The organism is Crossiella sp. NPDC003009 (assembly GCF_053591555.1).
In genome coordinates this window covers 1-26878 of sequence record NZ_JBSFUA010000002.1, presented here as the reverse complement: position 1 = coordinate 26878, position 26878 = coordinate 1, and the positions used below count along the sequence as shown (strand labels likewise).

The 26878-nt window shown below is 71.5% G+C and carries 23 protein-coding genes and 1 tRNA gene; 8 read left to right on the top strand and 16 right to left on the bottom strand.

What is annotated here, in order from left to right; genetic code table 11:
• Positions 1-34: 34 nt before the first annotated feature.
• The gene (locus ACWDY5_RS02060) at positions 35-1249 is read right to left on the bottom strand and encodes a cytochrome P450 family protein (RefSeq protein ID WP_449720520.1); all 1215 of its coding nucleotides are present in this window, start codon (positions 1247-1249) and stop codon (positions 35-37) included.
• 92 nt (positions 1250-1341) lie between these two features.
• On the opposite strand from ACWDY5_RS02060, the gene ACWDY5_RS02055 reads away from it, so the two are divergent.
• Positions 1342-1917: a TetR/AcrR family transcriptional regulator gene (locus tag ACWDY5_RS02055; RefSeq protein ID WP_449720519.1), complete on the top strand. Its 576-nt coding sequence runs from the start codon at positions 1342-1344 to the stop codon at positions 1915-1917.
• Between the two features lie 102 nt (positions 1918-2019).
• On the opposite strand, the gene ACWDY5_RS02050 is transcribed toward ACWDY5_RS02055, so the two are convergent.
• Both ACWDY5_RS02050 and ACWDY5_RS02045 read right to left on the bottom strand, forming a co-directional pair.
• Positions 2020-2093, bottom strand: a tRNA-Met gene (locus ACWDY5_RS02050).
• A 281-nt stretch (positions 2094-2374) separates the two neighbouring features.
• Positions 2375-5314: a UPF0182 family protein gene (locus ACWDY5_RS02045; RefSeq protein ID WP_449720846.1), complete on the bottom strand. Its 2940-nt coding sequence runs from the start codon at positions 5312-5314 to the stop codon at positions 2375-2377.
• Positions 5315-5486: 172 nt separating this feature from the next.
• Between ACWDY5_RS02045 and ACWDY5_RS02040 the strand changes: the two genes are divergently transcribed.
• A complete protein-coding gene (locus ACWDY5_RS02040; RefSeq protein ID WP_449720518.1) occupies positions 5487-6029 on the top strand; it encodes a PPA1309 family protein in 543 nt (180 codons plus the stop codon).
• A 56-nt stretch (positions 6030-6085) separates the two neighbouring features.
• Here ACWDY5_RS02040 and ACWDY5_RS02035 read toward each other — a convergent pair whose 3' ends face one another.
• A complete protein-coding gene (locus ACWDY5_RS02035; RefSeq protein WP_449720517.1) occupies positions 6086-7108 on the bottom strand; it encodes a YlbL family protein in 1023 nt (340 codons plus the stop codon).
• A 68-nt stretch (positions 7109-7176) separates the two neighbouring features.
• Here ACWDY5_RS02035 and ACWDY5_RS02030 point away from each other — a divergent pair, with 68 nt between their 5' ends.
• Both ACWDY5_RS02030 and ACWDY5_RS02025 read left to right on the top strand, forming a co-directional pair.
• Positions 7177-8601, top strand: coding sequence for a zinc-dependent metalloprotease (locus tag ACWDY5_RS02030; RefSeq protein WP_449720516.1), 1425 nt, complete (start codon positions 7177-7179; stop codon positions 8599-8601).
• A gap of 725 nt (positions 8602-9326) precedes the next feature.
• A complete protein-coding gene (locus tag ACWDY5_RS02025) occupies positions 9327-10709 on the top strand; it encodes a glycoside hydrolase 5 family protein (RefSeq protein WP_449720515.1) in 1383 nt (460 codons plus the stop codon).
• 14 nt (positions 10710-10723) lie between these two features.
• On the opposite strand, the gene ACWDY5_RS02020 is transcribed toward ACWDY5_RS02025, so the two are convergent.
• On the bottom strand, positions 10724-11263 hold the full coding sequence (locus ACWDY5_RS02020) for a M48 metallopeptidase family protein (protein ID WP_252482233.1): 540 nt from the start codon (positions 11261-11263) through the stop codon (positions 10724-10726).
• Positions 11264-11472: 209 nt separating this feature from the next.
• On the opposite strand from ACWDY5_RS02020, the gene ACWDY5_RS02015 reads away from it, so the two are divergent.
• The 3 genes from ACWDY5_RS02015 to ACWDY5_RS02005 all read left to right on the top strand — a co-directional run bounded on the left by ACWDY5_RS02015 (position 11473) and on the right by ACWDY5_RS02005 (position 14303).
• Positions 11473-11628 carry a DUF5679 domain-containing protein gene (locus ACWDY5_RS02015; protein ID WP_185009861.1) on the top strand — a complete coding sequence of 52 codons (156 nt, stop codon included), beginning with the start codon at positions 11473-11475 and terminating at the stop codon, positions 11626-11628.
• A 193-nt stretch (positions 11629-11821) separates the two neighbouring features.
• A complete protein-coding gene (locus tag ACWDY5_RS02010; RefSeq protein WP_449720514.1) occupies positions 11822-12907 on the top strand; it encodes a ThiF family adenylyltransferase in 1086 nt (361 codons plus the stop codon).
• Between the two features lie 79 nt (positions 12908-12986).
• A complete protein-coding gene (locus ACWDY5_RS02005; RefSeq protein WP_449720513.1) occupies positions 12987-14303 on the top strand; it encodes an ABC1 kinase family protein in 1317 nt (438 codons plus the stop codon).
• Between the two features lie 321 nt (positions 14304-14624).
• Here ACWDY5_RS02005 and ACWDY5_RS02000 read toward each other — a convergent pair whose 3' ends face one another.
• The 11 genes from ACWDY5_RS02000 to ACWDY5_RS01950 all read right to left on the bottom strand — a co-directional run bounded on the left by ACWDY5_RS02000 (position 14625) and on the right by ACWDY5_RS01950 (position 25625).
• Positions 14625-14810, bottom strand: a complete 186-nt coding sequence (locus tag ACWDY5_RS02000; protein WP_252482236.1) for a hypothetical protein — start codon at positions 14808-14810, stop codon at positions 14625-14627.
• Positions 14811-14830: 20 nt separating this feature from the next.
• On the bottom strand, positions 14831-15481 hold the full coding sequence (locus ACWDY5_RS01995) for a response regulator (RefSeq protein ID WP_449720512.1): 651 nt from the start codon (positions 15479-15481) through the stop codon (positions 14831-14833).
• Positions 15482-15846: 365 nt separating this feature from the next.
• On the bottom strand, positions 15847-16704 hold the full coding sequence (locus ACWDY5_RS01990) for a class I SAM-dependent methyltransferase (protein WP_449720511.1): 858 nt from the start codon (positions 16702-16704) through the stop codon (positions 15847-15849).
• 90 nt (positions 16705-16794) lie between these two features.
• Positions 16795-17019, bottom strand: a complete 225-nt coding sequence (locus tag ACWDY5_RS01985) for a hypothetical protein (RefSeq protein WP_449720510.1) — start codon at positions 17017-17019, stop codon at positions 16795-16797.
• Positions 17016-17366: a WhiB family transcriptional regulator gene (locus ACWDY5_RS01980; RefSeq protein ID WP_449720845.1), complete on the bottom strand. Its 351-nt coding sequence runs from the start codon at positions 17364-17366 to the stop codon at positions 17016-17018. Before ACWDY5_RS01980 ends, ACWDY5_RS01985 begins: the two co-directional genes overlap by 4 nt.
• A 151-nt stretch (positions 17367-17517) precedes the next feature.
• Positions 17518-17793, bottom strand: coding sequence for a hypothetical protein (locus ACWDY5_RS01975; RefSeq protein ID WP_449720509.1), 276 nt, complete (start codon positions 17791-17793; stop codon positions 17518-17520).
• 123 nt (positions 17794-17916) lie between these two features.
• Positions 17917-20334, bottom strand: a complete 2418-nt coding sequence (locus ACWDY5_RS01970; protein ID WP_449720508.1) for an ATP-dependent DNA helicase UvrD2 — start codon at positions 20332-20334, stop codon at positions 17917-17919.
• A gap of 4 nt (positions 20335-20338) precedes the next feature.
• A complete protein-coding gene (gene nudC / locus ACWDY5_RS01965; RefSeq protein ID WP_449720507.1) occupies positions 20339-21247 on the bottom strand; it encodes an NAD(+) diphosphatase in 909 nt (302 codons plus the stop codon).
• A complete protein-coding gene (locus ACWDY5_RS01960; RefSeq protein ID WP_449720506.1) occupies positions 21244-22626 on the bottom strand; it encodes a M16 family metallopeptidase in 1383 nt (460 codons plus the stop codon). The genes nudC and ACWDY5_RS01960 overlap by 4 nt, the downstream gene beginning before the upstream one ends.
• The gene (locus tag ACWDY5_RS01955) at positions 22623-23906 is read right to left on the bottom strand and encodes a M16 family metallopeptidase (RefSeq protein ID WP_449720505.1); all 1284 of its coding nucleotides are present in this window, start codon (positions 23904-23906) and stop codon (positions 22623-22625) included. Before ACWDY5_RS01955 ends, ACWDY5_RS01960 begins: the two co-directional genes overlap by 4 nt.
• A gap of 18 nt (positions 23907-23924) precedes the next feature.
• Positions 23925-25625: a DUF2207 family protein gene (locus ACWDY5_RS01950; protein ID WP_449720504.1), complete on the bottom strand. Its 1701-nt coding sequence runs from the start codon at positions 25623-25625 to the stop codon at positions 23925-23927.
• Positions 25626-25694: 69 nt separating this feature from the next.
• On the opposite strand from ACWDY5_RS01950, the gene ACWDY5_RS01945 reads away from it, so the two are divergent.
• Positions 25695-26741, top strand: a complete 1047-nt coding sequence (locus ACWDY5_RS01945; protein ID WP_449720503.1) for a neutral zinc metallopeptidase — start codon at positions 25695-25697, stop codon at positions 26739-26741.
• The last annotated feature ends 137 nt before the right edge of the window (positions 26742-26878 follow it).

Here is a 26878-nt window from a genome sequence, read left to right as displayed (position 1 = left end):
CCCGTTCTTCCCCCTCGACCGGCTCTCCTCCGCCTCAGCCGCCGACCCGCAGCGGCACCGAGTCGAAGCCCCGCAGCAGCGCGCCGGGCCGCCGGAGCAACTCGGCGACGGGCACCGCCAGCTCCAGCTTCGGGTAGCGCGCCAGCAGCGCGTTGAAGGCGATCTCGCTCTCCAGCCTGGCCAGCCGCGCGCCGACGCAGAAGTGGATCCCGTAGCCGAAGGCCAGGTGCTGGTTGTCCGCGCGGTCCAGGTCGATCTCATCCGGGTTGGCGAACTGCCGGGGGTCCCGGTTCGCCGCGCTCATCCCGAGCAGCAGCAGCGTGCCCGCGGCCACCGGCACCCCGCCGATCTCGGCGTCCACGGTCGCCCGCCGGACCAGCCCCGGGTGCACCGGCCCGTCCAGCCGCAGGAACTCCTCCACCGCGGCGGCCACCAGCGCCGGCTCCTCGCGCAACCGGGCCAGCACGTCCGGCCGCTGGAGCAGCAGCACCATGCCGTTGCCGATCAGGTTGACCGTGGTCTCGTGCCCGGCGTTGAGCAGCAGCACGCCCATGGCCACCAGCTCGTCAGGGGCCAGCCGGTCCCCGTCCTCGCTGATCGCGATCAGGTCGCTGATCAGGTCGTCCGCCGGGGCTGCCCGCTTGGCCTCGATCAGCCCGCTCATGTAGGCGACCAGGCCGTCGATGCCGGCCTGGGCCTCCCGGATGGCCCGCTCGGAGTCCAGGTAGGCCAGCATCTGGTGGGAGAGCGCGCTGAAGTGCGCCCGGTCCTCCGGCGGCACGCCGAGCAGCTCGCAGATCACCAGCACCGGCAGCGGGAAGGAGAAGTCGGCCACCAGGTCGATCTCGGACTGCCCGGCCACCCGGTCCAGCAGCTGCCCGGCCAGCTCGGTGATCCGCGGCCGCAGCGCGTCCACCCGCTTGGCGCTGAAGGCGCGCACCACGAGCTTGCGCAGCCGGGTGTGGTCCGGCGGGTCCACGTTGAGCATGGACCGGCCGAGCAGTTCCTGGAACTTGCGCGTCACCGGCGCGGTGGGTCCCTGCAGCTGGTTGACGGACTCGGTCAGGTCGCTGCTGAACCGGGGATCGGCGAGCACCTGCCGGACGTCCTCGTGCCGGGTGACCAGATGCCGGTCCAGCCCGTCCGGGAACGCGATCGGGACCACCGGCGCAGTCTCGCGCACCCGCGTGAGCAGGTCGAACGGCTCCGGCCCCATCAGGGTGAGAAATTCAGTGGTGGGCGTCGACATGACACACTCCCCCAGATCCTGGCCCAGACTCTACGAATGTAGAGGCTCTACAGCCGTAGAGTACACGGAACGACGCCGAGGTGCGACCGAGCATGAGCAACGAGCAGCCCACCCGCCGCGAAGCGATCGCCGACGCGGCCATCGAGGTGCTCGCCGAGGCGGGATCCCGCGGCCTGACGCACCGCGCGGTGGACGCCAAGGCTGGCCTGGCCGCCGGCTCCACCTCGTACTACTTCCGCACCCGCCTCGCCCTGCTGGAGGCCGCACAGGCCAGACTGAACGAGCGCCACCTGGCCGTGATGACCGCGCTGGCCGAGGCGCGGCCCCGCAGCGCGTTCGAGCTGGCCCAGATGATCACGATGCACATGCGCGCGGTCCAGGCCGATCCGACTCTGGTCATCGCCACCATGGAACTGACCATGGAGGCGGTCCGCCGCCCGGAGCTGCGCAAGGGGGTCGCCGAGGCCAGGGCGGTGTTCGTGGACTGGCAGCACCGGATGCTGCTCTCCATCGGCGGCGAGCCGTCGGCGGACCTGACCCAGCTGCTGGCCACCCTGGGCACCGGCATGATGGTCGAACTGCTCAGCCTGGGCGAGGCGGTGCCCCCGGAGTTCTTCGACCCGGTGGTCCAGGCCCGCAACTTCCAGCGCCTGCTCGGCAACTACTGACCCAGCCCCACCGGGCCGCCGTCGCGAGCGGCGGCATTGGCGCACAAACGCAAAAAAGAATCCGGCCCCCCAGGGCTTAAAACCCTGGGGGGCCGGATCTAGTAGCGGGGACAGGATTTGAACCTGTGACCTCTGGGTTATGAGCCCAGCGAGCTACCGAGCTGCTCCACCCCGCGCCGTCTTGCTTTTTTGTTTCCGTCGTTCTTGCTGACAGGAACTACTTTACACCCACGTCCGTGCATTTCCAAATCGGGGGGTAAAACCGCTCCTGACCTGCGGGAACTTCCCTCAGCCTACCCGCCCCAGGACGACCGCCAGAGATCGCCGCCCGGCCCGTCCGACCCCAGAAAAAGCGGAAAGGCCCGGCGAACCGGGCCTGACCACGACTTTCAGCTAGCGGGAGGTGCGGGGCGAATCACCTGGAGACCCAGAAATGTGACCCACCCCGCACTCCGAATCATCCGCCCGGCGTCGAAGTGGGCGGTGTAGAGGTGCCCGTGCTGGGCGGCGGCGCCTGGCGAGCCTGGTCGAAACGCTTGGACGCCTCGTCCAGTTCCTTGAGCGCCTGACCCTGGATCGCGTAGTCCCCGTCGGCCTGCGCCTTCTTGTACTTCGCCCAGGCCGTGCCCATCTCGTTGGCGGCCTTCTGCGCCGCCTCGCTCAGGCTGCCCGTGTTCGGGTTGGGCGGCTGCCCCGGCGTGGTGGTGCCACCGCCTGGCTGACCGGGGTTCGTCGTGTTCGACCCCGCACCCGCGCCGAACACCTGGTCCAGCGCCTCCGCCAGGGTCGCCTTGAAGCCGACCCGGTTCCCGAAGTTCACCAGCACGCGGGCCAGCTGCGGGAAGGCGTTCTGGTCCTTGCGCTGGATGTAGATCGGCTCCACGTACAGCAGCCCGCCGGCGACCGGCAGCGTGATCAGGTTGCCGTTGACCGCGCTGGCGTTCGGGTTGTTGAACAGCGTCCGGTTCTCCGTCACCTCAGGTGTGGAGAAGAACCTGTTCTGCACCTGGCCCGGACCCTCGGTCTGGGTGTTGGTCGGCAGTCTGAGCACGTCGATCTGGCCGTAGGTCTCCGGATCGGAGGACGCGCTCACCCAGGCGGCCAGGAACTCCCGTTTCAGACCGGTCAACGCGCTGGTCAGCTGGAAGGTCGGCTTGGTCTGGCCGTTGAGCTGGGCCACCACGTAGTACGGGGGCAGCTTGCCCTCGCGGTTGCCGGTGGCGGTGGAGGTGCCCACCGACTCGTCGGTCGGGTCGTCCGGCACGTCCCAGAACTCGTTCTGGTTGAAGAAGACGCCGGGCTGGTCGACGTGGTAGCGGGCGAGCAGGCTGCGCTGGACCTTGAACAGGTCCTCCGGGTACCTGAAGTGCTCCCGCAGCGAGGGCTTGACCTCGTTGTTGCCCTTGACCAGGCCGGGGAACACGCCCCGCCAGGCCTTGAGCACCGGGTCCTGCTCGTCCACCGCGTACAGGGTCACCGTGCCGTCGTAGGCGTCCACGGTGGCCTTGACCGAGTTGCGGATGTAGTTGATCTGCGTGTTGGGCAGCCGGGGCTGGCCGGGCAGCGAGTCCTGCACCGTCTCGCCGAGCGACATGCGCTGGGCGTACGGGTAGTTCTGCAGCGTGGTGTAGCCGTCGATGATCCACTGGATCCGGCCGTCCACCACCGCGGGGTACGGGTCGGCGTCCACGGTCAGCCACGGCGCGGCCTTCATCACCCGGTCCCGCGGGTTGCGGTTGTAGATGATCTTGGAGTCGTCGCCGATGGCGCTGGAGAACAGGATGTTGCGTTCACCCTCGTTGGCCGCGAAGGCCAGGCGGTTGAACCAGTTCCCGATCGGCACCCCACCCTTGCCGGTGTAGGTGTACTTGCTGGAGTCGGTGTCGTACTCCTGCGGCTGCCCACCAGCGGCGCCGACGATCGCGTAGTTGGTGATCTTCTCGCCGAAGTAGATCCGCGGCTGGTCCACGTGGAAGATGCTCTTCGAGGACAGGTCGCTGACCTGGTAGTTCGGGTAGCCGCCCTGGCCGCTGCCGTCTTCGAGCGCGGAGTTCACCGTGTTCGCCTGGGCCGCGACGAAGCCGTCGCCGTGGGTGTAGGTGAGGTGGGCGTTGAGCCAGTCCCGCTGGTTCTCGGCCAGCCCCTGCGAGTTCAGCTCGCGGACCGCGACGATGTAGTCCTGGGTCTTGCCGTTGATCGTGTAGCGGTCGATGTCCAGCTTGTCACCGAAGGCGTAGAAGTTCTTCCGCTGCTGCTGCTGGGTGAACGTCGGCGCGAGCACGTTCGGATCCAGCAGGCGGATGTTCGGGATGGTGCCCTTGTCCGCCTTGACCTCGGCCTGGGAGGACTCGGACTTGCCCGGATAGTCGGTGTACTTGACCTTCTCCGGAGTCAGCCCGTACGCCTGTCTTGTCGCGGCGATGTTCCGCTCGATCGACTGGGACTCCCTGGCGATCGGGTTCGGCCGCACCGAGAACTGCTCGAGCAGCAGCGGCCAGGCCGCACCCAGCAGCACGCTGGAGAGCACCATCAGCACCGCGGCGATCACCGGGATCTGCAGGTTGCGCACGAACGCGCCGACGAAGAAGGCCACCGCGCAGATCACCGCGATGATGGTCAGGATCAGCTTCGCCGGCATCACCGCGTGCAGATCGGTGTAGGTGGCGCCGTTGAACTGGTCCTTGCGGGTGCTCAGCAGCAGCCCGAACCGGTCCAGGTAGTAGGAGATGCCGTAGAGCAGCACGAACACCCCGGCCAGCACGGCCAGCTGGACGCGCGCGGGGACGGAGAGCTGCCCGCCGCGGCCGGCCAGCCGGATGCCGCCGAAGATGTAGTGCGCGATCAGCCCGACGAAGAACGCGCCGGCCACCGCCACGAACGCCCAGGAGACCAGCCACTCGTAGAAGGGCAGGCGGAAGGCGTAGAAGCTGATGTCGTGGCCGAACTCCGGGTCGGTGACGCCGAAGGGCGAGGAGTTCAGGAACAGCTGGACGCGTTCCCACTCGCTCTGCGCGGCGGTGCCCGAGATCAGGCCGACCGCGATGGGAATGCCCCACCCGACGATCCGCACCCGGGAGAGCACCGCGGTGCGGTAGCGGGAGACAGGGTCGTCCGGACCGGCCACCGGCACGAACACCGGCCGGCTGCGGTAGGCGATGAACAGGCTCAGCCCGACCGCGCCACCGATCAGCACGGCGACCGAGACGAACAGCACGATCCGGGTGAACAGCACGGTGGTGAACACCGAACGGAAGCCGACCTCGCCGAACCACAGCCAGTCGACATAGGTGCCGAGCAGCTGGGAGGCCAACAGGAAGGCGCCGAGGACTACCGCGCCGACGATGAGCAGAATCCGACTACGTCGGGATAGCTTCGGCATCCCGACCGGGGGCCGCATGGCCACGTGAGCACGCTCCTGGGTTGCGGTCGATCAGTTTTCAGCGGTCTGGGCCGGATGTCGTCCAGGCCCGAGAACACGGCTGAGCAACGGACAGGCATCGTCCCGTATGTCCAACTCTACGGACGGCCGTTTGGGTTCCTGACTCGCCTCGTGTTATCGAAGTGCGACGATGTGCGCCGTGTCTTCCGCACCCGACTTCACCGCCGCCCTGCCCGCAGCCGCACGAGAGGTGGACGACTTCGTCGCGACCGGTGGCTGGGACCAGCCGCCGCAGCTGTTCGCGCTGGTCCCGACGGCCGCGCTGCTGGAACAGGAACCCGAGCTGGCGGACAGCCTGGACCCCGACGCCATGCTCACCCCGATCGCGCAGGAGAGTCTGCCCGACGGTGACCTGGGCACCGCGCTGGCCCGGATCGTGTGGCCGGCCGCGGTGCAGGGCTGTGTGGTGACCCAGGAGATCGTGGTGCTGCCGCCGGAAGCGGAGGACCAGCTCAACGGCGCGGGGACCGACCCGGAGGAGACCGCGCGGATCGCCGCCGAGCACCCGGACCGCAGGGAGGCCCGGCTGGTGGCCGCGGTGCTGCGGGACGGCACCGGGGCCTGCGTGCTGCGGGTGCGCAAGGCTCCGGACGGGCCCGGCGACGAGCTGGTCGAGCAGCCCGACCTGGCGCCGAACCTGCTGGCCGCGCTGCGGCAGACCTTCCAGGACTGAGCCGGGTTCGCCGGCCGGGTTCGCCGAGGACCCGGCCGGTGCGCTGGCGGGTCCGCTCAGCAGGCGGGCGTGGGCTGGTTGTTCCGCAGCGCCTCCAGCGCGTTCACCGCCTGCTCCAGCGTGCCGACCTTGATCAGCTTGAGCCCCTCAGGGGCGCGCTGCCTGGCCTCGGCGCAGTTGCCCTCCGGCACCAGGAACACCGAAGCGCCCTGGTCACGGGCGGCGATCATCTTGAACGGGATGCCGCCGATCGCGCCTACCTTGCCGTCGGCGTCGATCTCGCCGGTGCCCGCGACGGACTGGCCGCCGTTGATCTCGCCGGGGGTCAGCTTGTCCACGATGGACAGCGCGAACATCAGCCCGGCCGAGGGGCCGCCCACGTCCTTGAGCGCGATCTTGATCTGGAAGGGCACGTCCGGCCGCTCCGCCGAGGTCACGCCGAGCACGCCCTGCGGCCGGTCCTCGGCCTTGCCCAGGGTCACCCGCGCGGTCTTCTCCGGATCGGTGTTGTGCTGGTAGCGAACATCGACCTGCTCGCCGGGCTTGCTGCCCTCCAGCGCGGCGCGCACCTCGGCCGCGGTGGCCACCGGCTTGCCGTTGACCGCGATGATCCGGTCGCCCGGTTCCACGATGCCCTTGAGCGCGCTGTTGTCCTCGATCTTCATCGCGAGCACCTTGACCGGGTACTTCAGGTATCGCAGCGCGGCGATCTCGGCGCTGGTCTGGGAGTCCTGGAAGGCCTTGGTGTTCTCCTGGTCGATCTGCTGCTTGGTCTTCTCCGGCGGGAACAGCTCCTCGCGCGGCGCCAGCGCGTAGTCGCCGGACAGCCACAGGCCGAAGGCGCTGAGCAGGGTCATGCCGTCGTTGAGCGAGACCGTGGTCATGGACAGCTTGCCGCCGGTCGGGAAGGTGTTCTCACCGCCGATCTCGACCACCTGGGTGTCGTTGACCTTGCCGAGGGTGTCGTAGACCGGGCCGGGGCCGAGTGCGACATAGGGCACCGGCAGCAGGGCGCCGAGCAGGCCGAGCACCAGCACGAGCACGGAACTGAAAAGCAGCGTCCAGGTACGGCGGGTCACGACCACACAGCGTACGGGGCGGGCGACGCCACCGGGTGCACCCACCACGGTCCGCGTACCGTGGAGGCATGACGGACCAGCCGTTCGGCTTCAGCGCACCGGACCCGGACGAGGGCGACGGCCGCAAGCGCTCCGAGGGAGCGGGCGGCCAGCAGAACCCCTTCGCTTTCGGCCTTCCCGGGATGCCACCCGGGGGCATTCCCGGTCTGCCGGGCATGCCGCCAGGCGGCAGCCTCGACATGGGCGCGCTCGGCCAGATGCTCAGCCAGCTCGGTCAGATGCTCAGCCAGTCGGCTGGGCAGTCCGGGCCGGTCAACTACGACGTGGCCAAACAGATCGCCGTGCAGCAGCTCATCGACAGCGGCGGCAACCTCAACCCCAGCGGCCAGCAGGACACCGCGGTCGCCGACGCCGTGCGCCTGGCCGAGCTGTGGCTCGACCCGGCGACCGCGCTGCCGGTGGGCGCGCGCAGCACGCAGAGCTGGTCGGCGATGACCTGGGTCGAGCAGACCCTGCCCGCCTGGCAGCGGCTGTGCGACCCGGTGGCGCAGCGTGTCTCCGGCGCCTGGGTGGACGCCCTGCCGGAGGAGGCGCGGCAGGCCGCTGGCCCGCTGCTGTCCATGGTCGGGCAGATGGGCGGGCTCGCCTTCGGCTCCCAGCTCGGCAACGCGCTGGCCCAGCTCGGCGCGGAGGTGCTGACCTCCACCGAGGTGGGTCTGCCGCTCGGCCCGGAGGGCGTGGCCGCCCTGGTGCCGGCGAACGTGGAGAAGTTCACCGAGGGCCTCGGCCGCCCGGCCAGCGAGGTGCTGGTGTTCCTGGCCGCCCGCGAGGCCGCGCACCAGCGGCTGTTCGCGCACGTGCCGTGGCTGCGCCAGCGGCTGATGGCCACGGTCGAGGAGTTCGCCAGCGGCATCAAGGTCGACGTGGCCGCCCTGGAGAACCTCGCCGGCCAGATCGACCCCAGCAACCCGGCTGCCCTGGAAGAGGCGATGGGCTCCGGCGTCCTCAACCCGGAACACTCCCCAGAGCAGAAGGCGGCGCTGGCTCGCCTGGAGACCATGCTGGCCCTGGTCGAGGGCTGGGTGGACGTGGTGGTCGGCGACGCGGTCGGCGACCGCCTCCCCGGCGCCGACGCCCTCCGCGAGACCCTGCGCCGCAGGCGCGCCAGCGGCGGCCCGGCGGAACAGACCTTCGCCACCCTGGTCGGCCTGGAGCTCCGCCCGCGCCGACTGCGCGCCGCGGCGGCACTGTGGCGGGTGATGACCGACCAGCACGGCGTCACCGGCCGCGACTCGGTCTGGGAACACCCGGACCTGATCCCCACCGCCGAGGACCTGGACGACCCGTTGGGCTTCGCCGAACGCTGGGGCCAGGACAACGCGGACCTGGACGACCCGATCGCGGCGATCCAGCGCGCCGAGGAGGCGGAACGCCGCGAGCAGGGCAAGGACGAGAAGGACAGGGGCGGCGACGAAGGTCCGGCCCGCGACTGACGAAGGTCGCGGGCACGGACCGGACCATCCGGCACGCGGCGGACGGCTCGGTTCCGAGCCGTCCAGCCCGCGGTCGACGACGCTGGCCCCGACCGCTCGGCCGGCACAGCGAGCGGGCTTGATTCCAGCCGTCCGGCCCTCGACCGGCAGTTGGCCTCGTCCATCCGGCCCCGACCAGCGGGCTCGGTCCGGGTGGTCCAGGCCGCGACCAACGGCATTGGCCCTGGCCCCTCCGCCCGCCAGCGGCGGTCTTGGTTCCAGTCGTCCAGCCCGCGACCAGCGGCGTTGATCCCGGCCGCCCCGCCCACGACCAGCAGGCTCGGCCCCAGCCGCTCCGCCGCGACCAGCGGGCTCACCCCAGCCGTCCAACCCGCGACCAGCGGCGTTGTCCCCGACCGCTCCGCCCGCCAGCGGCGGTCTTGGTTCCAGTCGTCCAGCTCGCGACCAGCGGCATTGGTCCCGGCCGCCGCGCCTGTCAGCGGCGGCCTCGGCCCCAGCCACTCCGCCTGCGACCATCGGCCTCGGCCCGGCCGTCCAACCCGCGACCAGCCGCGTCGGTCCCGGCCGCCCCGCCCACGACCAGCGGGCTCACCTCGGCCGTCCAGCCCGCGACCGGCGGCTTTGATCCCTCCATCCGGCTCGCGCCCGGCGGCCCCGGCCCCATCCATCCAGCCCCGCGACTAACGGGGCTGGTCCCGGCGGGCTGCGCGCGGTGCCATGAAACGGTGTCCGCCGACCTGCCCCGCCGCGCCTTCCTCCGCGGCGCGGCCGCCCTCCCGCTCGCCGGGACCACCGCGGCCGCCGCCACCCAGCCCGCCGCCGCCAACACCCCCGCCGACTCCGGTGCCGCGAACGCCGCCGAGCCCCCGGGCGGCGACGATGCCGCCCGCACCCGCCGCCGGGTGCGCTTCGGCGTCAACTACGTCCCCTCCCGCAACTGGTGGTTCAGCTGGGCCGACTGGGATCGCGGCTCGATCGCCCGCGACCTGGCCCAGATCGCCACGCTGGGCATGGACCACATCCGGATCATGTGCGTCTGGCCGGAGCTCCAGCCCAACCCGCACTACGTCCGCGGCGAGCAGCTCGACCGCGTCGCCGAGCTGCTCGACCTGGCCGACCGGTTCCGGCTGGACGTCGAGGTCACCGTGTTCAACGGCGCGGTCAGCGGACTGCTGTTCGTGCCGCCCTGGCTGATCGACAACGGCAACGGCAAGGTCCGCGACTTCTTCACCGACCCGGACGCGCTGGCCGCCCAGCACCGCCTGCTCGAAGCCCTGGCCGCCCGCATCGGCCGCCACCGCCGGTTCCTGGGCTTCGACCTGTCCAACGAGGTGCACTGGGCCGGCATCCCGCTGGGCCTGAAACCCACCCCGGCCCAGGGCGACGCCTGGCACAACGCCCTGTTCGCCACCTGCGAGCGGGTGGCCCCCGGCAAGCTGCACGTGTCCGGTATTGACCACTACCCCTGGCTCACCGACGCCTACTTCAGCCGCGACGGCCTGGCCACCAGCGGCACCGCCTCGGCCGTGCACACCTGGGCGGGCTGGACCAGGGTGATCCAGGACTTCGGTCCGCTGTCCACCCCGTCAGTGCACTATTCGGAGTACTTCATCGAGGTCATCAAGGCCTTCCACCAGGATCTGCGCCGTCAGGTGTGGGTCGAGGAGACCGGTGTGTCGACCAAGTGGATGGCCGCCGAGCTGATCCCGGAGTGGACCGAGCGGTCGATCCGGGCCATGGCCTCCTGCGGCGAACTGTTCGGCGTGAGCTGGTGGTGCTCACACGACCTCAACCCGAAGCTGTCCGGTTTCAACCCGCTCGAATACGACCTCGGCCTGCTCACCAACACCGGTGACCGCAAACCCATCGGCGACACCCTGGCCCGGCTGGTCCGCGAGTACGACCGCCACCCGCCGGCGCCGCTGCCCCGGCCGGTCGCCCTGGTGCTGCCGGACAACCAGATCCCCGGCTTGGAGCTCCTCAAGGCCTTCGCCCGGCTCATCGACCGGGGCATCCGCCCGGCCGTGGTCAAGCAGTCCAAGGCGGCCGATCCGGCCTACCTGGCGGCCCGCCGCATCGAGCGGCTGCTCCGGCCGGAGGAGGCATGACGACCTAGACCGGCTCAGCCCCCGTCCCCGTCGACCTCGATCCCCAGGCCGGCCGCCGCGGCGAGTCCTTCCAGGAAACCCATCGCGCGGTCGGTCTTCGGGTAGGCCCGCACCAGCTGCCAGAACTCGGCGCTGTGTCCATGCACCAGCAGGTGCGCCAGCTCATGCACCAGCACGTAGTCCAGCACCCAGGACGGCACATCGCGCAGCCGCTCGCTGACCCGGATGGACCCGTCGCCCGGCGAGCACGAGGCCCACCGGGTGCGCATCGGCGGCACCCAGCGCACGCTGCCCGGCACCGCCTTGCCGTCCAGGTACTTCGCGGACAGCTCGGCACACCTGGCCAGCAAGACCTCGTCGGAGGAGCGGGCGGGCGAACGCCGCCGCGTCTCGTTGCGCTGGAGCTTGCGCAGCATCTCCTCGACCCAGTGCTCCTCTTCAGCCCGGCTCATCCGCGCCGGGAGCAGGACAACGATCTTGTCCCCCTCGCGGTACGCGGTGACCGTGCGTCGACGCCGCCAGCTGCGGCGTACCTCGACCTGCGCCTTCGCCACGGGGTTCACCGTACGGCCAGCACCGACATTTTGGCGGCAGCCATCCACAGGCAAGGTCGGGTGAAGCGGGCACACCGTGGCTGTGTCGTTCCGGCGGTTCCCAGAAACCACAGGTAGCGTGGCCGCGAGTCGCGAGCGAGGCGGGCGGGCCGAGCTCAGTCAACCCCGGTCGTGGGAGATCGGGGCCACAACAGCCAAGGGAGGTCGCCGTGGCCGAGAGCTACAACGGCTACTGCGTGAAGTGCCGGGAGAAGCGGGACTTCGAGGGCCAGGTCGAGGAAAGCAACAACCGCCGGATGGCCAAGGGCACCTGTCCGGTGTGCGGGACCAAGATGACCCGAATCCTCGGCAAGGCGACTGTCTGACCGAACAGACCGTCGCCACAACACGCGACACCACACGAACCGAGGGGCGGCTCACCACGAGCCGCCCCTCGCTCGTGCCCGCGTCTACCAGCCCAAACCCCACTCCAGCACCCCCGCCGCCAATCTGTGGACAACCCACCCCCCTGTGGATAGCTTTTTTCCACTTTCGCCCCCGCCCTGCGACGGTGGCCGCATGACCAGCACCCTCCTGCCCACCGCACCCCCACCCCCGGTCACCAGCGCCGATCCCCCGCAGACCCGCACCAGGCCGCGGATCCTGCCCTGCCTGCCCGTGCTGCGCCGCGAGGACGACGCGGTCCAGCTCGGCCTGGACCGCAGACACGGCGTGCTGCTCGACCGCCTGTCGCCCGACCAGGTGAAAACCGTGCTGCGCCTGGACGGCGGGCACACCGTGGCCGACCTGCACGACCTGGCCCCACCTGCCCAGGTCGACCAGGTGCTCGACCTGCTGGAGGAGGCCGGGCTGCTGGACGAGCCGGTCGGCCCCGGCGCGGGCGGGCGGCTGCGCAGCGACCGGGCCACCTGGGCCTTACGCACCGGCTCGCCGCCGGAGACGCTGATCGCGCTGCGCGAGCACGCCGCGGTGCTGGTGGTCGGCGGCGGCAGGCTGGCCACCGGCATCGCCGGGCTGCTGGCCACCGCGGGCGTCGGGCACGTCCGGGTGGAGACCCGTGGCGCGGTGGACGCCGACGACCTGGGCTGCGGGTTCACCGAGGCCGACGTCGGGCAGCCGAGGGAGGCGGCCGCGCGGGCGCATCTGCGGCGCTGCTCACCCTCGGTGCGCACCGAGGCGCTGCCCGCCCGCCGCCGTCCCGACCTGGTGGTGCTCACCGACTGGCACGCGCCGGACGCGGTCCGGCTGAACCGGCTGATGGCCGAGCGGGTGCCGCACCTGGCCGTGCGGGTCAGCGAGGGCGTCGGGTACGTCGGGCCGTTCGTGCGCGCGGCGCGGGGCGCCTGCCTGCAGTGCGTGGAACTGCACCGGGGCACGGTCGATCCGCACTGGCCGCGGATGTCGGCGCAGCTGCTGCGGCAGGTGCCGCCGCCGGAGCTGAGCTGCGCGCAGGCCACCGCGGCGCTGGCGGCCACCCAGGTGCTGCTCGCGCTGTCCTGGCCGGAGACCGGGCGGGTGCCGCCGCCGAGCTGGTCCGCGGTGCTGGAGATCGACCCGATCAACGCGTCCATGGGAAAGGAGGTGCTCAAGCCGCATCCGGATTGCCCCTGTGGCGCTGGCTCACCCCATGCTGATTACATGTAGCCAGACAACTAGGTGGGCAGGGCCGCCGCGACGGCCGGGTCCGTCCTGACCGCTGTCGACCTCGGGGGAGAATCGCTCGGTGACCGAAATCCCGCGCCGTGCCGTCGCTCGCACGGCCAAGCTCGCCAGCCTGCCGCTCGGCGTGGCGGGACGTGTCGCCGCCGGCTGGGGCAAGCGCCTCGTCGGCCACAGCGCCGAGGAGATCAGCGCGGAGATGTCCGCCAAGACCGCCGAACAGCTGTTCGCGGTGCTGGGGCAGCTCAAGGGCGGGGCGATGAAGTTCGGCCAGGCGCTGAGCGTGTTCGAGGCGGCCATTCCCGAGGAGATGGCCGCGCCGTACCGCGAGGCACTGACCAAGCTCCAGTCCGCCGCGCCCGCGCTGCCGGCCAAGACGGTGCACCGGGTGCTCGCCGAGCAGCTGGGCAGCGGCTGGGCCAAGCGGTTCAGCGAGTTCTCCGACGAGCCGGCGGCCGCGGCCAGCATCGGCCAGGTGCACCGCGCGGTGTGGCACGACGGGCGCGAGGTCGCGGTCAAGGTGCAGTACCCGGGCGCGGACGAGGCGTTGCTCGCCGACCTGCGCCAGCTGGAGCGCTTCAGCAGGCTGTTCCAGGCGGTGGTGCCCGGTATGGAGGTCAAGCCGCTGCTCACCGAGCTGCGGGAGCGGATGGTCGAGGAGCTGGACTACCGCAACGAGGCGGACAACCAGCGCGCCTTCGCCACCGCCTACGCCGGGGACGAGCGGGTGCTCGTGCCCAGGGTGGTGGCCAGCGCGCCCAGGGTGATGGTCACCGAATGGGTCACCGGCACCCCGCTGTCGGCGATCATCCGGGACGGCGACCGTGAGCAGCGCAACGCGGTCGGCGGCAGGCTGGCGGAGTTCCACTTCTCCGCACCGGCCCGCTCCGGCCTGCTGCACGCCGACCCGCACCCCGGCAACTTCCTGGTGCTGCCCGACGGCAGGCTGTGCGTGCTGGACTTCGGCGCCTGCGCCCAGCTGCCGGACGGCCTGCCGGAAACCTTGGGCGTGGTGACCCGGCTGGCCCTGGAGGGCCGCTCCGACGACATGCTGACCAGGCTGCGCGACGAGGGCTTCGTCCGCCCGGACGCGGAACTCGACGCCGAGGACGTGCTCGCCTACCTGGGCCCGTTCGTCGAGCCGTTGCGCACCGAGCGGTTCCACTTCACCCGGTCCTGGCTGCAGGGCCAGGCCGAACGGATCAGCGACCTGCGCGGCCCGGACTTCCGCACCGGCCGGTCACTGAACCTGCCCCCGCAGTACCTGCTGATCCACCGGGTGACCTTCGGCTCCATCGGCATCCTGTGCCAGCTGGACGCGGAAACCTCCCTGCTGAACATCGTCACCCAGTGGCAACCCGGCTTCGCCGACGGGAGCTGACCAGCCCCGCCCCCAACGGGACAGGCGGACGGCTGGCGACGAAGGCACCTCGCGACCGCGAGGGCCGGGTGAGGAGAGGGCCGGGCGGCGGCTTCGTGCGCCGGGAGCGGCGAAGGACCGGGCGGTTCCGCGCAGCGGGAGCGGCTAAGCGCCGGGCGGTTCCGCGCAGCGGGAGCGGCTAAGCGCCGGGCGGTTCCGCGCAGCGGGAGCGGCTAAGCGCCGGGCGACTCCGTGCGGTGCGGTCCGGGGCTGGTGGTGCTGGGTGGGGCAGGTGGTGCTGGGTGGGCTGACTGGCCGAGGAGGGCTGGGTCCGGGGCAGGATCACCAGTACTCGTCGGGCAGTTTGCCCTCGATGTCGCGCACGTGGGCGCGTGCGCAGTCGGGGCACAGCCAGCGGGTGCCGCGGGTGGTGTGTTCGGCGGACCAGGCGAGGCGGACGGCTGGGTTGGCGTCTTGGTCTTGCCGGTGGCCGCAGCGGATGCACATCGGTGTGTCGGGCTCACCCATGTGCCTGACGGTAGCGCGCCTTAGCCGACCAGCGCGGCGTCGTGGGCGATGAGGGCGGCCTGGACCCGGTTGTCGCAGCGGAGCTTGGCCAGCATGCGGCTGACGTGGGCCTTGATCGAGCTCTCGCTCAGGCACATCACCCTGGCGATCTTGGCGTTGGCCATGCCCTTGGCCACGTGCACCAGCACCTCGCGTTCCCGCTTGGTCAGGGCGCGGACCCGGTGCGAGGCGCGGTCCCTGCGGTCGGCCTCGGCGCCCGCGACGTGGTCCACCAGGCTGCGGGTGGCCGCCGGGGACAGGATCGCGTCGCCGGCCGCGACCACCCGGACCGCGTTGACCAGCTCCTCCGCGCGGCCGGTCTTGGGCAGGAAGCCGACCGCGCCCGCGCGCAGGGCTGGGAGCAGCAGGTCGCCTGCGGCCGGGGCGGCGAGCATGACCACCCTGGTCACCGGTGAGTGGCGGCGGATCATCCGGAGCGCGGCCAGCGCGTCCGTGCCGGGCATCACCGCGTCGAGCAGCAGCACCCTGGGCCGGTGCGTGCGCACCAGGTCGACCGCGCCGGGGCCGTCCTTGGCCTCGCCGACCACGACGATCTCGGTCGCGCGGTCCAGCACGCCGCGGACGCCGGTGCGGATCAGGATCTCGTCATCGGCGATGCCTACGGTGATCAAACCCGTGCGTTCTGGCGTCGAAACACTGGACCGCTCCGATGTGTTGTCTCCTCGATGGACCGGCGCTGTTCTTGTCATCAGCGTCATCTCTGCACCCCTACAGATTTTCCTGCCTGTTGACAGGTCTCCGAACCCCATAGATCGGATGGCTAAGTCTGACTCGAATCCTGACTGACTGGCTAGTCATCCAGTTGGCCGAGTCCGCTCAACGTGCCGGAGTGGCGACGAACAGTGACGTCCGGGCCGCTTGCCGAACCGTTACCGAGCACCGGCGGGGTTACCGGCGGGTCTTCTCGGTATGCACCCGGTCGGTCTCATGCGGTACGGCCGGATGGCCGTCCACAAGTGTCTGGGGGTGGAGTGGGTCAGCTGGGGGCGGAACCCAGGTGCACCGTGTCGCCTGCCAGCCAGTAGGTGTCCTCGCGGTTGGCGACATAGGCCTCGTCGGCCGGGTCGAGCAGGCGGAGCAGGGTGGTGCGGTCGGTTTCGGACAGGGCGTCGATGGTGACGTCCTTGAGCCAGTTCAGGCGGTGCACCACGGCGGCGCGCAGGGGCTCGGGCAGCGGGGCCGGGTGGTCGGTGATGAAGCTGCGGGCGGTGACGCCGGTCAGGCCCGCCTTGGTCAGCACCAGGTTCCAGCCGTAGGGCAGCGGGACCGCGCCGTCGAGGTCCTGGCGGAGGCGGTGGAACCAGGCGTCGCGGGTGGCGGCCAGGCGTTCTTCCAGGCCAGGGGTGCCAAAACCGAGGTCCCACGGCAGCACGCGGATCGGCAGGCCGCCCTCGACCAGGGCCAGGGTGCCGCCGGGGCGGAGCAGGGCGGCCAGGTCGTCGACGGCTCGCTGCTGGTCGGGCAGGTGGTGCACGACCCGGCTGGCCCAGACCAGGTCGGCGCGGGGCAGGGTGGCCAGCACCGCCGCGTCGGCCAGGTCGCCGGGGACCTTCTCGATCTTCACCACCGCCGGGTCGATATCGGACTGGGCGTGGGTGGCGGCCACGCGCAGCAGTTCTTCCTTGGTGTCGAAGAGCACCAGAGTGCCGCCGCCGCGGGCGGCCAGCGCGCGGGCCAGGTGCGCGGACATGCCGCCCGCGCCGCAGCCGATGTCGAGCACGACTTCGGTGGACCCGGTGACCAGGGAGCCGGCCAGGGTGCGATGGGTGCGCGCGGTCAGCTCGTCGTGCTGGCGGAGGCGGGCCAGCCACTCGCCACTGTCGTAGTCGGCCATATGAAAACCATACCCATTAACGCCGACAGGCGTTGCTCCACGGGGAAGCAACGCCTGTCAGGGTTGTCGGAGTAGGGATCGGGGTGGGCTTCAGGGCGCGGAGAACTTCTCCGCGCGGCGGGCCGCCCACCGGGACAGCGCCCGCCACCGGCGTGCCGAGGCCAGCTCGCAGGCAAGCCTGCGTTCGGCCGACACCCGTTGAGCCTCCTGTATTCGTACCTTCGACAGTTCTTCGTACAGATGCATCGTCTTGAATCCTCGGCTCGGTCGTTCGATGTTCATGATCAGGAAGGTGGCATCGCCGCTGGAGTTCACGCCGCCGCCTCCTCAGTGCCGGTCGCGACCTGGGTCGCGGAGGTCTCGACGCGGTCGGTCTTGCGCGGACGGCCGCGAGGCCGCTTCTTCGCGATGACCACACCGCGCTCGAAGATCTCGCCGCCCCAGACGCCCCAGGGCTCGCGGCGGGTCAGCGCACCGGCCAGGCACTCGGCGAGCACCGGACAGCCGGCACAGAGACCCTTCGCGGCCTCGAGGTCGGCGGGGGTGTCGGCGAACCACAGGTCGGGGTCGTTGACGCGGCAGGGCAGGTTCAGACCTGCGCCTGACGCGTCGTCCAACAGGTCAGTCACACCGGCGGAGGTGTCCCAGCCGGTAGGAGCCACGTCGCGAGTCGACGGAGCAGTGACGGTAAACAAGGTTTTCTCCTTCAGTACCAACGGTTTTGTGCTGGATTTTTGGGTGGAACGACAAAAAGGCCGCGGTCCCTGGTGGGGGGTCCGCGGCCTCGAGAGGTCGGTCATTCCTGACCTGGGGTCAGGGACTTCTCTCCAACGCGGACGTACGACGCTCATCGGTGTTCGGCACATCGACAGCGGCCGGGATCAGGGTGGTAACGGTGGTGGGGGCCCAGGCAGCGAACACACTGGTCCCCTGGATCTGGGCATAACGCCGGGCGGCAAGGCCGACCCTCGCGTTCACGCAGAAGCCAGCGCCCTTGAAGACGCCGTTACCATTGATGCCGTGGCCAGACGGGCCGAATTCTCCGGTCGAGGGGTGGGCCGGAGTACCGATGATCATCAGTTTCTTCACGACGTCCACCCCCTTCCCCAGTAGGCGAGACCGAGTCTCGCGGGCTCGGGGCTCTTCGCACCCGGCTGTTGCAGGTTATTGCTGAGTCCTACGGGCATGCAACCGCTTTTTACAGATTGCTTCTCAACTGCCCGATCGTGTGTCTTCCCCGTGGTCAGACGACTGCGCGCCGTGCACGAGCGCGAGCACGTCGGCGCCGAAGCGGGTCAGCTTGGTGGCGCCGATCCCGGAGATCGACACCAGCGCCGCGTCGTCGGCAGGCCGCTGTTCGGCGATCGCGGTGAGGGTGGCGTCGGTGAAGACCACATAGGGCGGGACCTTGAGTTGTTTGGCCCGCGCACCCCGCCAGGCCAGCAGTCTGGCAAGCAGCTCTTCGTCCACAGTGGACGGACATCCGGCGCACCGGCCGAGCTTGATCGCGGTGGTGCCGACCAGCGCGCCGCCGCAGCCCCGGCAACCCGGTTTGACCGGTTGTCGAGACACTGTGTTGCCGGACACAGCCCTGGCCGGAAGGGCGGCCGGATGGTCCTCCGGCATCAGCCCGTTGAGGAAGCGGCTGCGCCGCCGGTACCGCTTGCCGCCCTCGGCCCGCGACAGCGCCCAGGACAGCCACAGGTGCTCACGGGCCCGGGTGATGCCGACGTAGAACAGCCGCCGCTCCTCCTCGATGGCGGCGAGGTCGGCGGCCGAGTCGCCGATGGCGTGCTGGATCGGCAGCGTGCCCTCGACCAGGCCGACCAGGAACACCGCGTCCCACTCCAGGCCCTTGGCCGCGTGCATGGAGGCCAGGGTGACCCCGGCGACGGTGGGCGGGTGCTGGGCCTCGGCACGGGCTTCGAGCTCGGCGGAGTAGCGGCGCAGGTCGGCCTCGGGCAGGGCGGTGAGCAGCTCGTCGGCGACACCGACCAGGCCGGCGAGGGACTCCCAGCGTTCGCGGGCGGCGCCGCCGGCGGGGGGCTGGGGGGTGAGGCCGAGTGGGGCGAGGACCTGGCGGACGACGCTGACCAGGTCGAAGGATGCGGCGGGGCGGGGCGGGGGTGCGGCTTCAGCGGAGTGCGGGGCGGACGAGGTTGGGATGGTGTCGGCGGAACGCGGGCCGGGCGAGGTCTGCTCGGCGACGGCGGAGTGTACGGCCGGCGGGGTCCGGGCGGCGGCGGAACGCAGAGCGGACGAGGCGTGCGCGGCGACGGCGGAACGCGGGTCGGACGGGGCGTTGGTGGCGTCGCCGGAGCGCGGGGCGGGCGGGGTCTGCGCGGAGTGGTGCGGGAACGCGGCGTCCACCGGGTGCGGCGGGAAGTCGTCGTCGGTGCGGCGGGCGCGAGTCAGCGTGGCGGCGCGGATGGCCTGCATGGCCTGGCGGACCTCGGGGCGGTTGAAGAAGCGCTCGCCGCCGCGGACCAGGTACGGGATGTCCGCTTCGGTGAGGGCCTGTTCGTAGACCTCGGACTGGCCGTTGACCCGGAACAGCACCGCGATCTCGCTGGCCGGGACGCCTGCCTTGAGCAGTTTGCCGATGCGGCGGGCCACTGCGCGGGCCTCGGCCGGTTCGTCGTCGAACTCGGCGAAGTGTGGCCTGGGGCCCTTGGGGCGCTGGCCGATGAGCTTGAGGCGGGAGCCGCTGGGGCGGTCGCGGGCGGCGCTGATCACCTGGTTGGCCAGGGAGACGACCTCGGGGGTGGAGCGGTAGTCGCGTTCCAGGCGGACGATCACCGCCTCGGGATAGCGGCGGGGGAAGTTGAGCAACCAGTGCGGGGCGGCGCCGGCGAAGGAGTAGATGGTCTGGTTGGCGTCGCCGACCACGGTGAGGTCGTCGCGGCCGCCGAGCCAGGCCTCCAGCACGCGCTGCTGGAGCGGGGTGACGTCCTGGTACTCGTCCACCACAAAACACCGGTACCGGTCGCGGAACTCGGTGGCGACCTCGGGGTGTTCCTCGAAGACCGCGGCGGTGTGCAGCAGGTAGTCGTTGAAGTCCAGCATCCGGGCTTCGGACTTGAGCTTCTCATAGGTCTGGTAGACCGTGACGATCTGCTCGGCCGCGGCGGGCAGGTCGCGGGTGGCCTTTGCCGCGGCCGCCGGGTAGTCGACCGGGGCGACCAGCGAGGACTTCGCCCAGTCGATCTCGCCTGCCAGGTCGCGCAGCATCTCGGTCTCGGTGGACATGCCCGCGCGGCGGGCGGCCTGGGCGATGGCGCGCATCTTGCCGTCGATCAGCTGCCACGGGTCGCCGCCGATGACCCTCGGCCAGAAGTAGCGCAGCTGCTTCATGGTGGCGGCGTGGAAGGTGCGGGCCTGCGCCTGGTGCACGCCCAGCTCGCGCAACCTGGTGCGCATCTCGCCCGCGGCGCGGCTGGTGAAGCTGACCGCGAGGACCTGGCCGGGCGCGACCAGGCCCCGGTGCACCAGGTAGGCGATGCGGTGGGTGATGGTGCGGGTCTTGCCGGTGCCCGCCCCGGCCAGCACGCAGACCGGACCCCGTGGGGCCTCTACCGCGGCGCGCTGTTCCGGATCCAGTCCCGCAAGAAGCGTCTCGGCGTCACCCACCGGCTCATCCTCGCATTGCCGCCCAGCTGTCCAGCATGCGGCGCGCGATGGAGGTCTCCGGCGGCAGCCGCAGTCCGGGGATCTCGCCGCCGGCGGCGATGGCTTCGCGCACCTTGTCCCGGTGCACCCACATCGCTTCCTCGATCTCGCCGTCGGCCGGGGTGAGCGTGGCCCCGGCGTCGGCCAGCGCGGCGAAGCCGACCATCAGCGAACGCGGGAACGGCCAGGGCTGGCTGGCCAGGTAGCGCACCTCGCGCACCTTGACGCCGACCTCCTCGGCGACCTCGCGCACCACGCAGGCCTCCAGCGACTCGCCGGTCTCCACGAACCCGGCCAGCACCGAGTAGCGCTCCGGCGGCCAGATCGGCTGGCGGGCCAGGATCACCTGGTCCGCGCCGTCGTGCACCAGGCAGATCACCGCCGGGTCGGTGCGCGGGTACTCCTCCCGGCCGCAGCCGGTGCAGCGGCGCGCCCACCCGGCCCGCTCGGGCTTGGTGGGCGAGCCGCAGCGCGCGCAGAAACCGGAGTGCCGGTGCCAGGTCAGCAGGCCGACCGCGGTGGTGAACAGGCCGGCGTCGGTGTCATCGAGCAGGGCGCCGGACATCCGGAGGTCCTGCCAGTCCTGGTGTTCCAGCCCGTCCTCGGCCGGCACGGCCCAGTAGGAGCGGCCGTCCCGGGTGCCGAGCAGCACCGCGGTGTCACCGGGTCCGGGCGAGTGCTCGACGGCGGCGCGGTACCGCAGCGCCGCACCGCCTTCGAGCAGCTCGACCCGGCCCCGGCCGTCCACCACGAGCAGCTGCGCCTCGCGCCAGAGTGCGGCGAGGCGGGCCGGGTCGTCCCGCAGCAGATCGTCGCGATCGACGGTGGAGCGGGACAACGCGGGCAGCCGATCGAGCTGGAACTCCTGGGTCACGGCAGGACAACACCGCCGAGGGCGCCCATTGTTCCGGCCAGCGCGTCCGCATCGCCCACCACAACACCGGTCCAGGCGTCCGGGGCGAAGAACTCGCGGGCCGCCTCGGCCACCTCCTCGACCGTGACCTTGGCCAGCCTGCGCTGGTGCGCGCGCAGCCAGTCGAAGTCCAGCCCGAAGGCGGTCAGCGACAGCAGCGTGTTCGCCAGCCCGGCCTGGGATGCCTCGGCGATGAGCTGCATGCCGATCAGGTAGTTGCGGGCGGAGTCCACCTCGGCCTGGGTGGGCGGCGAGACCACCATCCGGCCCAGCTCGTAGCGGATCTCCAGCAGCGCGGCGGCGCTGACGTCGCTGGCGGTGTCGGCGTCCAGCACCAGGGTGGCGTTGCCGGGGGTGTACTCGAAGGCGGAGCGGGCCGAGTAGGTGAAGCCCTTGTCCTCGCGGATGTTCTCCACCAGCCGGGAGGAGAAGTAGCCGCAGTACACCAGGTTCGCCAGCTGCAGCGCGGCGTATTTCTCGTGCCCGCGCGGCACGGCCTGGGTGGACAGCCGGAACTGGGACTGCACGGCCCCGGCCCGGTGCACCAGCCGCAGGTCGCCGCCCTTGAGCTCGGGCAGTGCGGGCAGCGGGGTCGCGCTGCCCTCGCCGCGCCAGCCGCCGAGCTTGTCCGCGACCAGCTCGATCATCTTGTCCGGGTCGACATCGCCGACCAGCACCAGGATCGAGCCGCGCGGCAACAGGTTGCCCTGGTGCAGCGCGCGCACCTGCTCGGCGGAGACCTCGGCGACATCGGAGTGCAGCGGCACCTCCTTGGTGAAGGGGTGGTCGCCGTAGCGGTGCTTCTGCAGCGCCTCGCGGGCGATGGTGCCCGGCTCGCTGCGGGCCAGCGCGATCGCGTTGACCAGCCGCTCGCGCTCGCGCAGCAGCTCGTCCTCGGGGTAGCTGGCGCCGGTGAGCAGGTCGCCGAGCACGTCCAGCTGCACGTCCAGCCCGCTGGCCAGGCCCTCGCCGCTGAAGGAGAGCCGCTCCGGGTCGACGGTGGCGCTGATCGAGGAGCCGACCAGGGCCAGCTCGTCGGCGATCTCCAGGCGGCTGCGCCTGCCGGTGCCGGTGGTCACGGTGGCGGCCAGCAGCTCGCCGACGGCCGGGTGCTTGGCGTCGGTGCCGGCGAAGGGCACGAACAGCCGCATGCCCACCAGCGGCACGGTGGCCCGCCTGGCGGCCACCACCCGCAGGCCGTTGTCCAGGGTGGTGTCCACAATGGACACTTCGGTGGCCACGTTCTGCTCGCCCAGCGGCGGCAGCGGGCGCGGGCCGAGCTCGGTGCGGCCGATCTCCTCGGCGGTGCGGAAGCGACGTTCCACAGTGGACTCGGTCACTGGTCTCCTCCGGCGTTGAGCACGAGCACGGCGCGGGAGTCGGGGCGCAGCGCCTTGGCCGCGGTCACCACGTCCTCCTCGCTGACCCCGGCGATCCGCCGCGGCAGTTCGCTGATCAGCTCGGCCCGCCCGAACAGCAGCTCGGCCGCGCCGAGGGCGAGGGTGCGCGACATCAGCCGGTCGTGCTCGGAGTACAGCGCGGCCGCCCAGCGGGCCTCCACCCTGGCCAGCTCGTCGGTGTCCGGGCCGTCGGAGGCCAGCCGGTGCAGCTCCTCGTCCAGCGCGCCCAGCACCCGGGACACGTCCACAGTGGACGGATGGATGGCGGTGACGGTCAGCGTGTCCGGGTCCCGCGCGTCCAGCGCGCTGCCCAGCAGGCCGCACCGGGCGCCGACCTCGACCACCAGCTCCTCGTCCTGGGTCATCCGGCGCTGCAACCGGGAGGAGTCCCCGTCGGTGAGCAGCGCGGTGAGCACCACGTAGTTGAGGTAGGAGTCCAGGTCGGTGGACGGGTCGGGCAGCCGGTAGCCGACCGCGACCCCGGGCAGGGTGGCGTGGGAGTCGGTGTACTCCCCGCGCAGCTCGCCCTGCGGGAACGGCTCGGCGAAGGACGGCCGCACCGGCACCGGGCGGGCCGGCACGTCGCCGAAGTGCTTGCCCACCAGGTCGATCGCCTCGGCCAGCACGAAGTCACCGGCGACGGTGAGCACCGCGTTGCCGGGGGCGTAGAAGGTGTCGAAGAAGGTCGCGCAGTCCTGCAGGCTCGCCTGCTCCAGGTCGGAGAAGTCCCCGTAGCCGTTGTGCGCGTTGGCGAAGGTGGAGTACAGCACCGGCGGCAGGGTGATCCACGGGAACCCGCCGTAGGGCCGGTTCAGCACGTTGAGCCGGATCTCCTCCTTGACCACGTCGACCTGGTTGCGCAGGTTCTCCTCGGTCAGCTTGGGCGCGCGCATCCGGTCGGCCTCCAGGAAGAGCATGCGCTCCAGCGCCGCGGAGGGCGCCACCTGGAAGTAGTCGGTGTAGTCCGGATGCGTCGAACCGTTGAACACCCCGCCGGAGCCCTGGACGTGCCGGAAGTGGGCGAGTTTCTCCAGGCTTTCGCTGCCCTGGAACATCAGGTGCTCGAACAGGTGCGCGAAGCCGGTCCGGCCCTCGGGCTCCGATCGGAAGCCCACGTCGTAGTGCACGCTGACACACACCACGGGAGCCGTGCGATCAGGCGCGAGCAGAACGCGCAGCCCGTTGGCGAGAGTCACCCGGTGCAGCTGGGGATCTGACATGACGTAAGACTACGGGCCTCAGCGCAGCGCGCGCAGGTGCCCGGCCTCGGCCAGGACCCCGTCCACCGCGGCCAGGAACAGCGGGAAGTGCGCCGCGAACCGCCGGAGGTCGGGCGTGGACTCCTCCCCTTCGGCCGACTCCCCGTACCAGTAGAGGCCGGGGGTGCCGTCGGCGTCGGACTCCAGGGTGGCGAAGGCGCGCAGCCAGCGGTCGGTCTCGCCGAGCACCACCGCGTAGGGCAGCGAGCGGGAGAACACCATCTCGCGGTCGGCCGGCGGGATGTCGTCCACCTGGACGGTGTGCAGGTAGCCGCGCAGGCCGCGGACCTGGGCCAGCAGCGCGCTGCCCCGCCGGGTGCGGGCCGGCATGGAGCGGGCGCCGACGGCCAGCGCGATGCCCGCCACGATGACCGCGAGGCCGAGCACGGCGTAGGTGGTGGTGAAGGCCAGCACCAGGGTGGCCGCGATGCCCAGGCCGGTCAGGCCGAGGCCGACCCACCACCAGCGGGTGCGCTCGGTGTCCGGGCGGCTGGTGAACCACTGCCGCTCGACCACGTCGGTGTAGAGCGCGTCGCGCACCCCGGTCAGGTCGAGGCCGCCCTGGCCGCGCAGCTGGCTGAGCAGCACCTGCTCGCGGTCACCGGTGAACAGGGTGTCGTAGATGGCGCGCTCGTAGTCGGTGAGGTAGTCATCCGGCGGGTTGCGGCGCACGATCCGCCAGTTGGCCACGCCGCTGCCGCCGTGGATCTCCTCGATCCACAGGTAGTTGCGCACCGCGAGGTCGACCACGGTGGCGGTGACGTCCACGACGTCGACGTGCTCGTCCACCACGGTGCCGACCTGGCCGGGCAGCACGCCGTCGGGGGAGGCGAAGCTGACCCGCTGCTCCTCGTCCGCGAGCAGCACCTGCACCGGGCCGACATCGCCGGCCAGCGCCTTGGCGTCGCGGCCGCGGGCGTACCAGAGCAGGCCGACGCCGCCGAGCAGCAGCAGCGCGAGGCCGCCGAGCCCGGCCAGGGTGACCGGGGTGAGCGCGAAGGCCTTGGCCAGCGTGGAGCCCTGGTCGAAGCGGGCGTTGGCCGGCACGGTGCCCGCCTCCAGGCCGACCGCGAGGTCGATCCGCTCGCCCTGCTTGAGACCGATGTTGCGGGCCGAGGCGGCCTCGCCCGCGACCACCTGGGCGTTGGTGCACAGGGTCGCCGAGCCGGGCGCGCCGGCCAGGCAGGTGACCGAGGTGGGCGGCTTGGGCGAGACGAAGCTGATCTCGACCGAGTCCACGTCGGCGCTCCAGCCGCCGGAGACCTGCCAGCGCACGTCCTGGGTGTCGCCGGAGTCGCTGACCGCGCCCTCGACGGTGTAGGTGACCTTGGACTGGCCGCCCTCCAGCCGCAGGGTCAGCTCCTCGGCGTTCTGCTCGACCCTGCCCTTGCCCTCGACCTTGGCCCCGCTCACGGTGAACACCCGCTCAACCGCGTCACCAGCGCTGATGCGCAGCGGGACGGTCCGGCTGACGCTCTGGCCTGCCGGCACGGCGACCTGCTCGGTCACACTGAGCTTGCCGTCCCGCTCCAGCCGGAGGGACACCTCGGCGGCCACCGTGCCAGGCAGGCCCTGCGGCCCGGTCGGCTCACCTCCACCCGAGGGTGGCGGGGGCACAGCGAGGAACGCGACAGGTGCCAGCACGGCCGCGGAGAGCAGAGCGCCCCAGTTCGTCAACACGGCAGCGGAGGATAGCGGCATCGACCTATGCTTCGGGGCATCGAGTGGGAAAAGAGGGGTGAGCACGCGATGACGGCGCCTTCAGGGCCGGGTCAGCCGCCGGAGCACGGCGGGAGCGCGGGCTCGGGCTACCCCGCGTACCACGACCCGTACCCGGCCTACGCCGACTACTCCGGCTACCTCGATCCGGAGCCGCCGAAGCCGCCGCGCCGCCGCAAGAACTCGCCGCTGACCATCCTGCTGGTGCTGGTCGTGCTGGTCGGGTCGGTGGTGGTCTACGCGAAGGTCACCGCGAACAACGCGGCCGAGCCGGACCCCTCGGCCCAGTCCTCGCCGAACAGCCCCGGCACCACCGCGGCCCCCGGCTCCACGCAGCCCTCGCCCGCCCCGCTGCGGCCGCGGCCGACCCGCAAGCTGGAGGACCACCCGCTGATGGTCGACGGCGGCAAGCTCGCCTTCGCCCAGTGCGACCTGCCCAAGATCGGCCGGGCCACCGATCAGCTGCGCACCTACTACCTGGCCGGGATCGACTGCCTGGAGCGTGCCTGGACGCCGCTGCTGGAGGCGGCGAACCTGCCCACGCACAAGGTCGAGCTGGACACCTCGGCCGACATCACCGAGACCGCCTGCGGCAAGGCGGACAAGGACGAGCAGTTCGTGGCGATGTACTGCTCGCGGAACTCGATGATCTACATGCCGACCAAGCGGCTGCTGCGGGTCTACGGCACCAGCTCGCCCGGCGGGCACCTGGCCACGCTGGCGCACGAGTACGGCCACCACGTGCAGTCGCTGAGCGGGATGCTGGCCGCGGCCGGGCAGAAGCAGGAAGAGGCCGGGGAGGGGACCCCGGGGTCAGCGGAGTTGTCCCGCCGCCTGGAAATGCAGGCAAACTGCTTCGCGGGCATGTTCCTTGCCGCTACGGTCGGCCGCGGCACCGTGACCAAGGCGCTGGCCGACAAGGCGGTCAACGACTTCCGGCAGGCTGACGACTCCCCCGACAGCCAGTCCAGTCACGGCACCGGCAAGAACCAGGGAGCCTGGGCCAAGCGGGGTTACGCGTCCGGCAACGCGAAGGACTGCAACACCTGGGCGGCCAAGCCCGCAGACGTGAAATGAGCTGAGCACCGAGCATGACCACGCCGCCTCCCCCCGGCTCGTGGCCGCCACCGGGACCCGGACCGCAGCCCGGTCCGCGCGCCGGCTGGCCACCGCCCGCGCCGGTCGCACCGCCGCCGCGCCCCGCCCCGGTCGCC

Excerpts from the sequence above, each read along its gene's own strand:
- ACWDY5_RS02060 (WP_449720520.1), bottom strand. The coding sequence starts at position 1,249 with ATGTCGACGCCCACCACTGAATTTCTCACCCTGATGGGGCCGGAGCCG.
- ACWDY5_RS02055 (WP_449720519.1), top strand. The coding sequence starts at position 1,342 with ATGAGCAACGAGCAGCCCACCCGCCGCGAAGCGATCGCCGACGCGGCC.
- ACWDY5_RS02045 (WP_449720846.1), bottom strand. The coding sequence starts at position 5,314 with ATGCGGCCCCCGGTCGGGATGCCGAAGCTATCCCGACGTAGTCGGATT.
- ACWDY5_RS02040 (WP_449720518.1), top strand. The coding sequence starts at position 5,487 with ATGTGCGCCGTGTCTTCCGCACCCGACTTCACCGCCGCCCTGCCCGCA.
- ACWDY5_RS02030 (WP_449720516.1), top strand. The coding sequence starts at position 7,177 with ATGACGGACCAGCCGTTCGGCTTCAGCGCACCGGACCCGGACGAGGGC.
- ACWDY5_RS02010 (WP_449720514.1), top strand. The coding sequence starts at position 11,822 with ATGACCAGCACCCTCCTGCCCACCGCACCCCCACCCCCGGTCACCAGC.
- ACWDY5_RS02000 (WP_252482236.1), bottom strand. The coding sequence starts at position 14,810 with ATGGGTGAGCCCGACACACCGATGTGCATCCGCTGCGGCCACCGGCAA.
- ACWDY5_RS01990 (WP_449720511.1), bottom strand. The coding sequence starts at position 16,704 with ATGGCCGACTACGACAGTGGCGAGTGGCTGGCCCGCCTCCGCCAGCAC.
- ACWDY5_RS01955 (WP_449720505.1), bottom strand. The coding sequence starts at position 23,906 with ATGTCAGATCCCCAGCTGCACCGGGTGACTCTCGCCAACGGGCTGCGC.
- ACWDY5_RS01945 (WP_449720503.1), top strand. The coding sequence starts at position 25,695 with ATGACGGCGCCTTCAGGGCCGGGTCAGCCGCCGGAGCACGGCGGGAGC.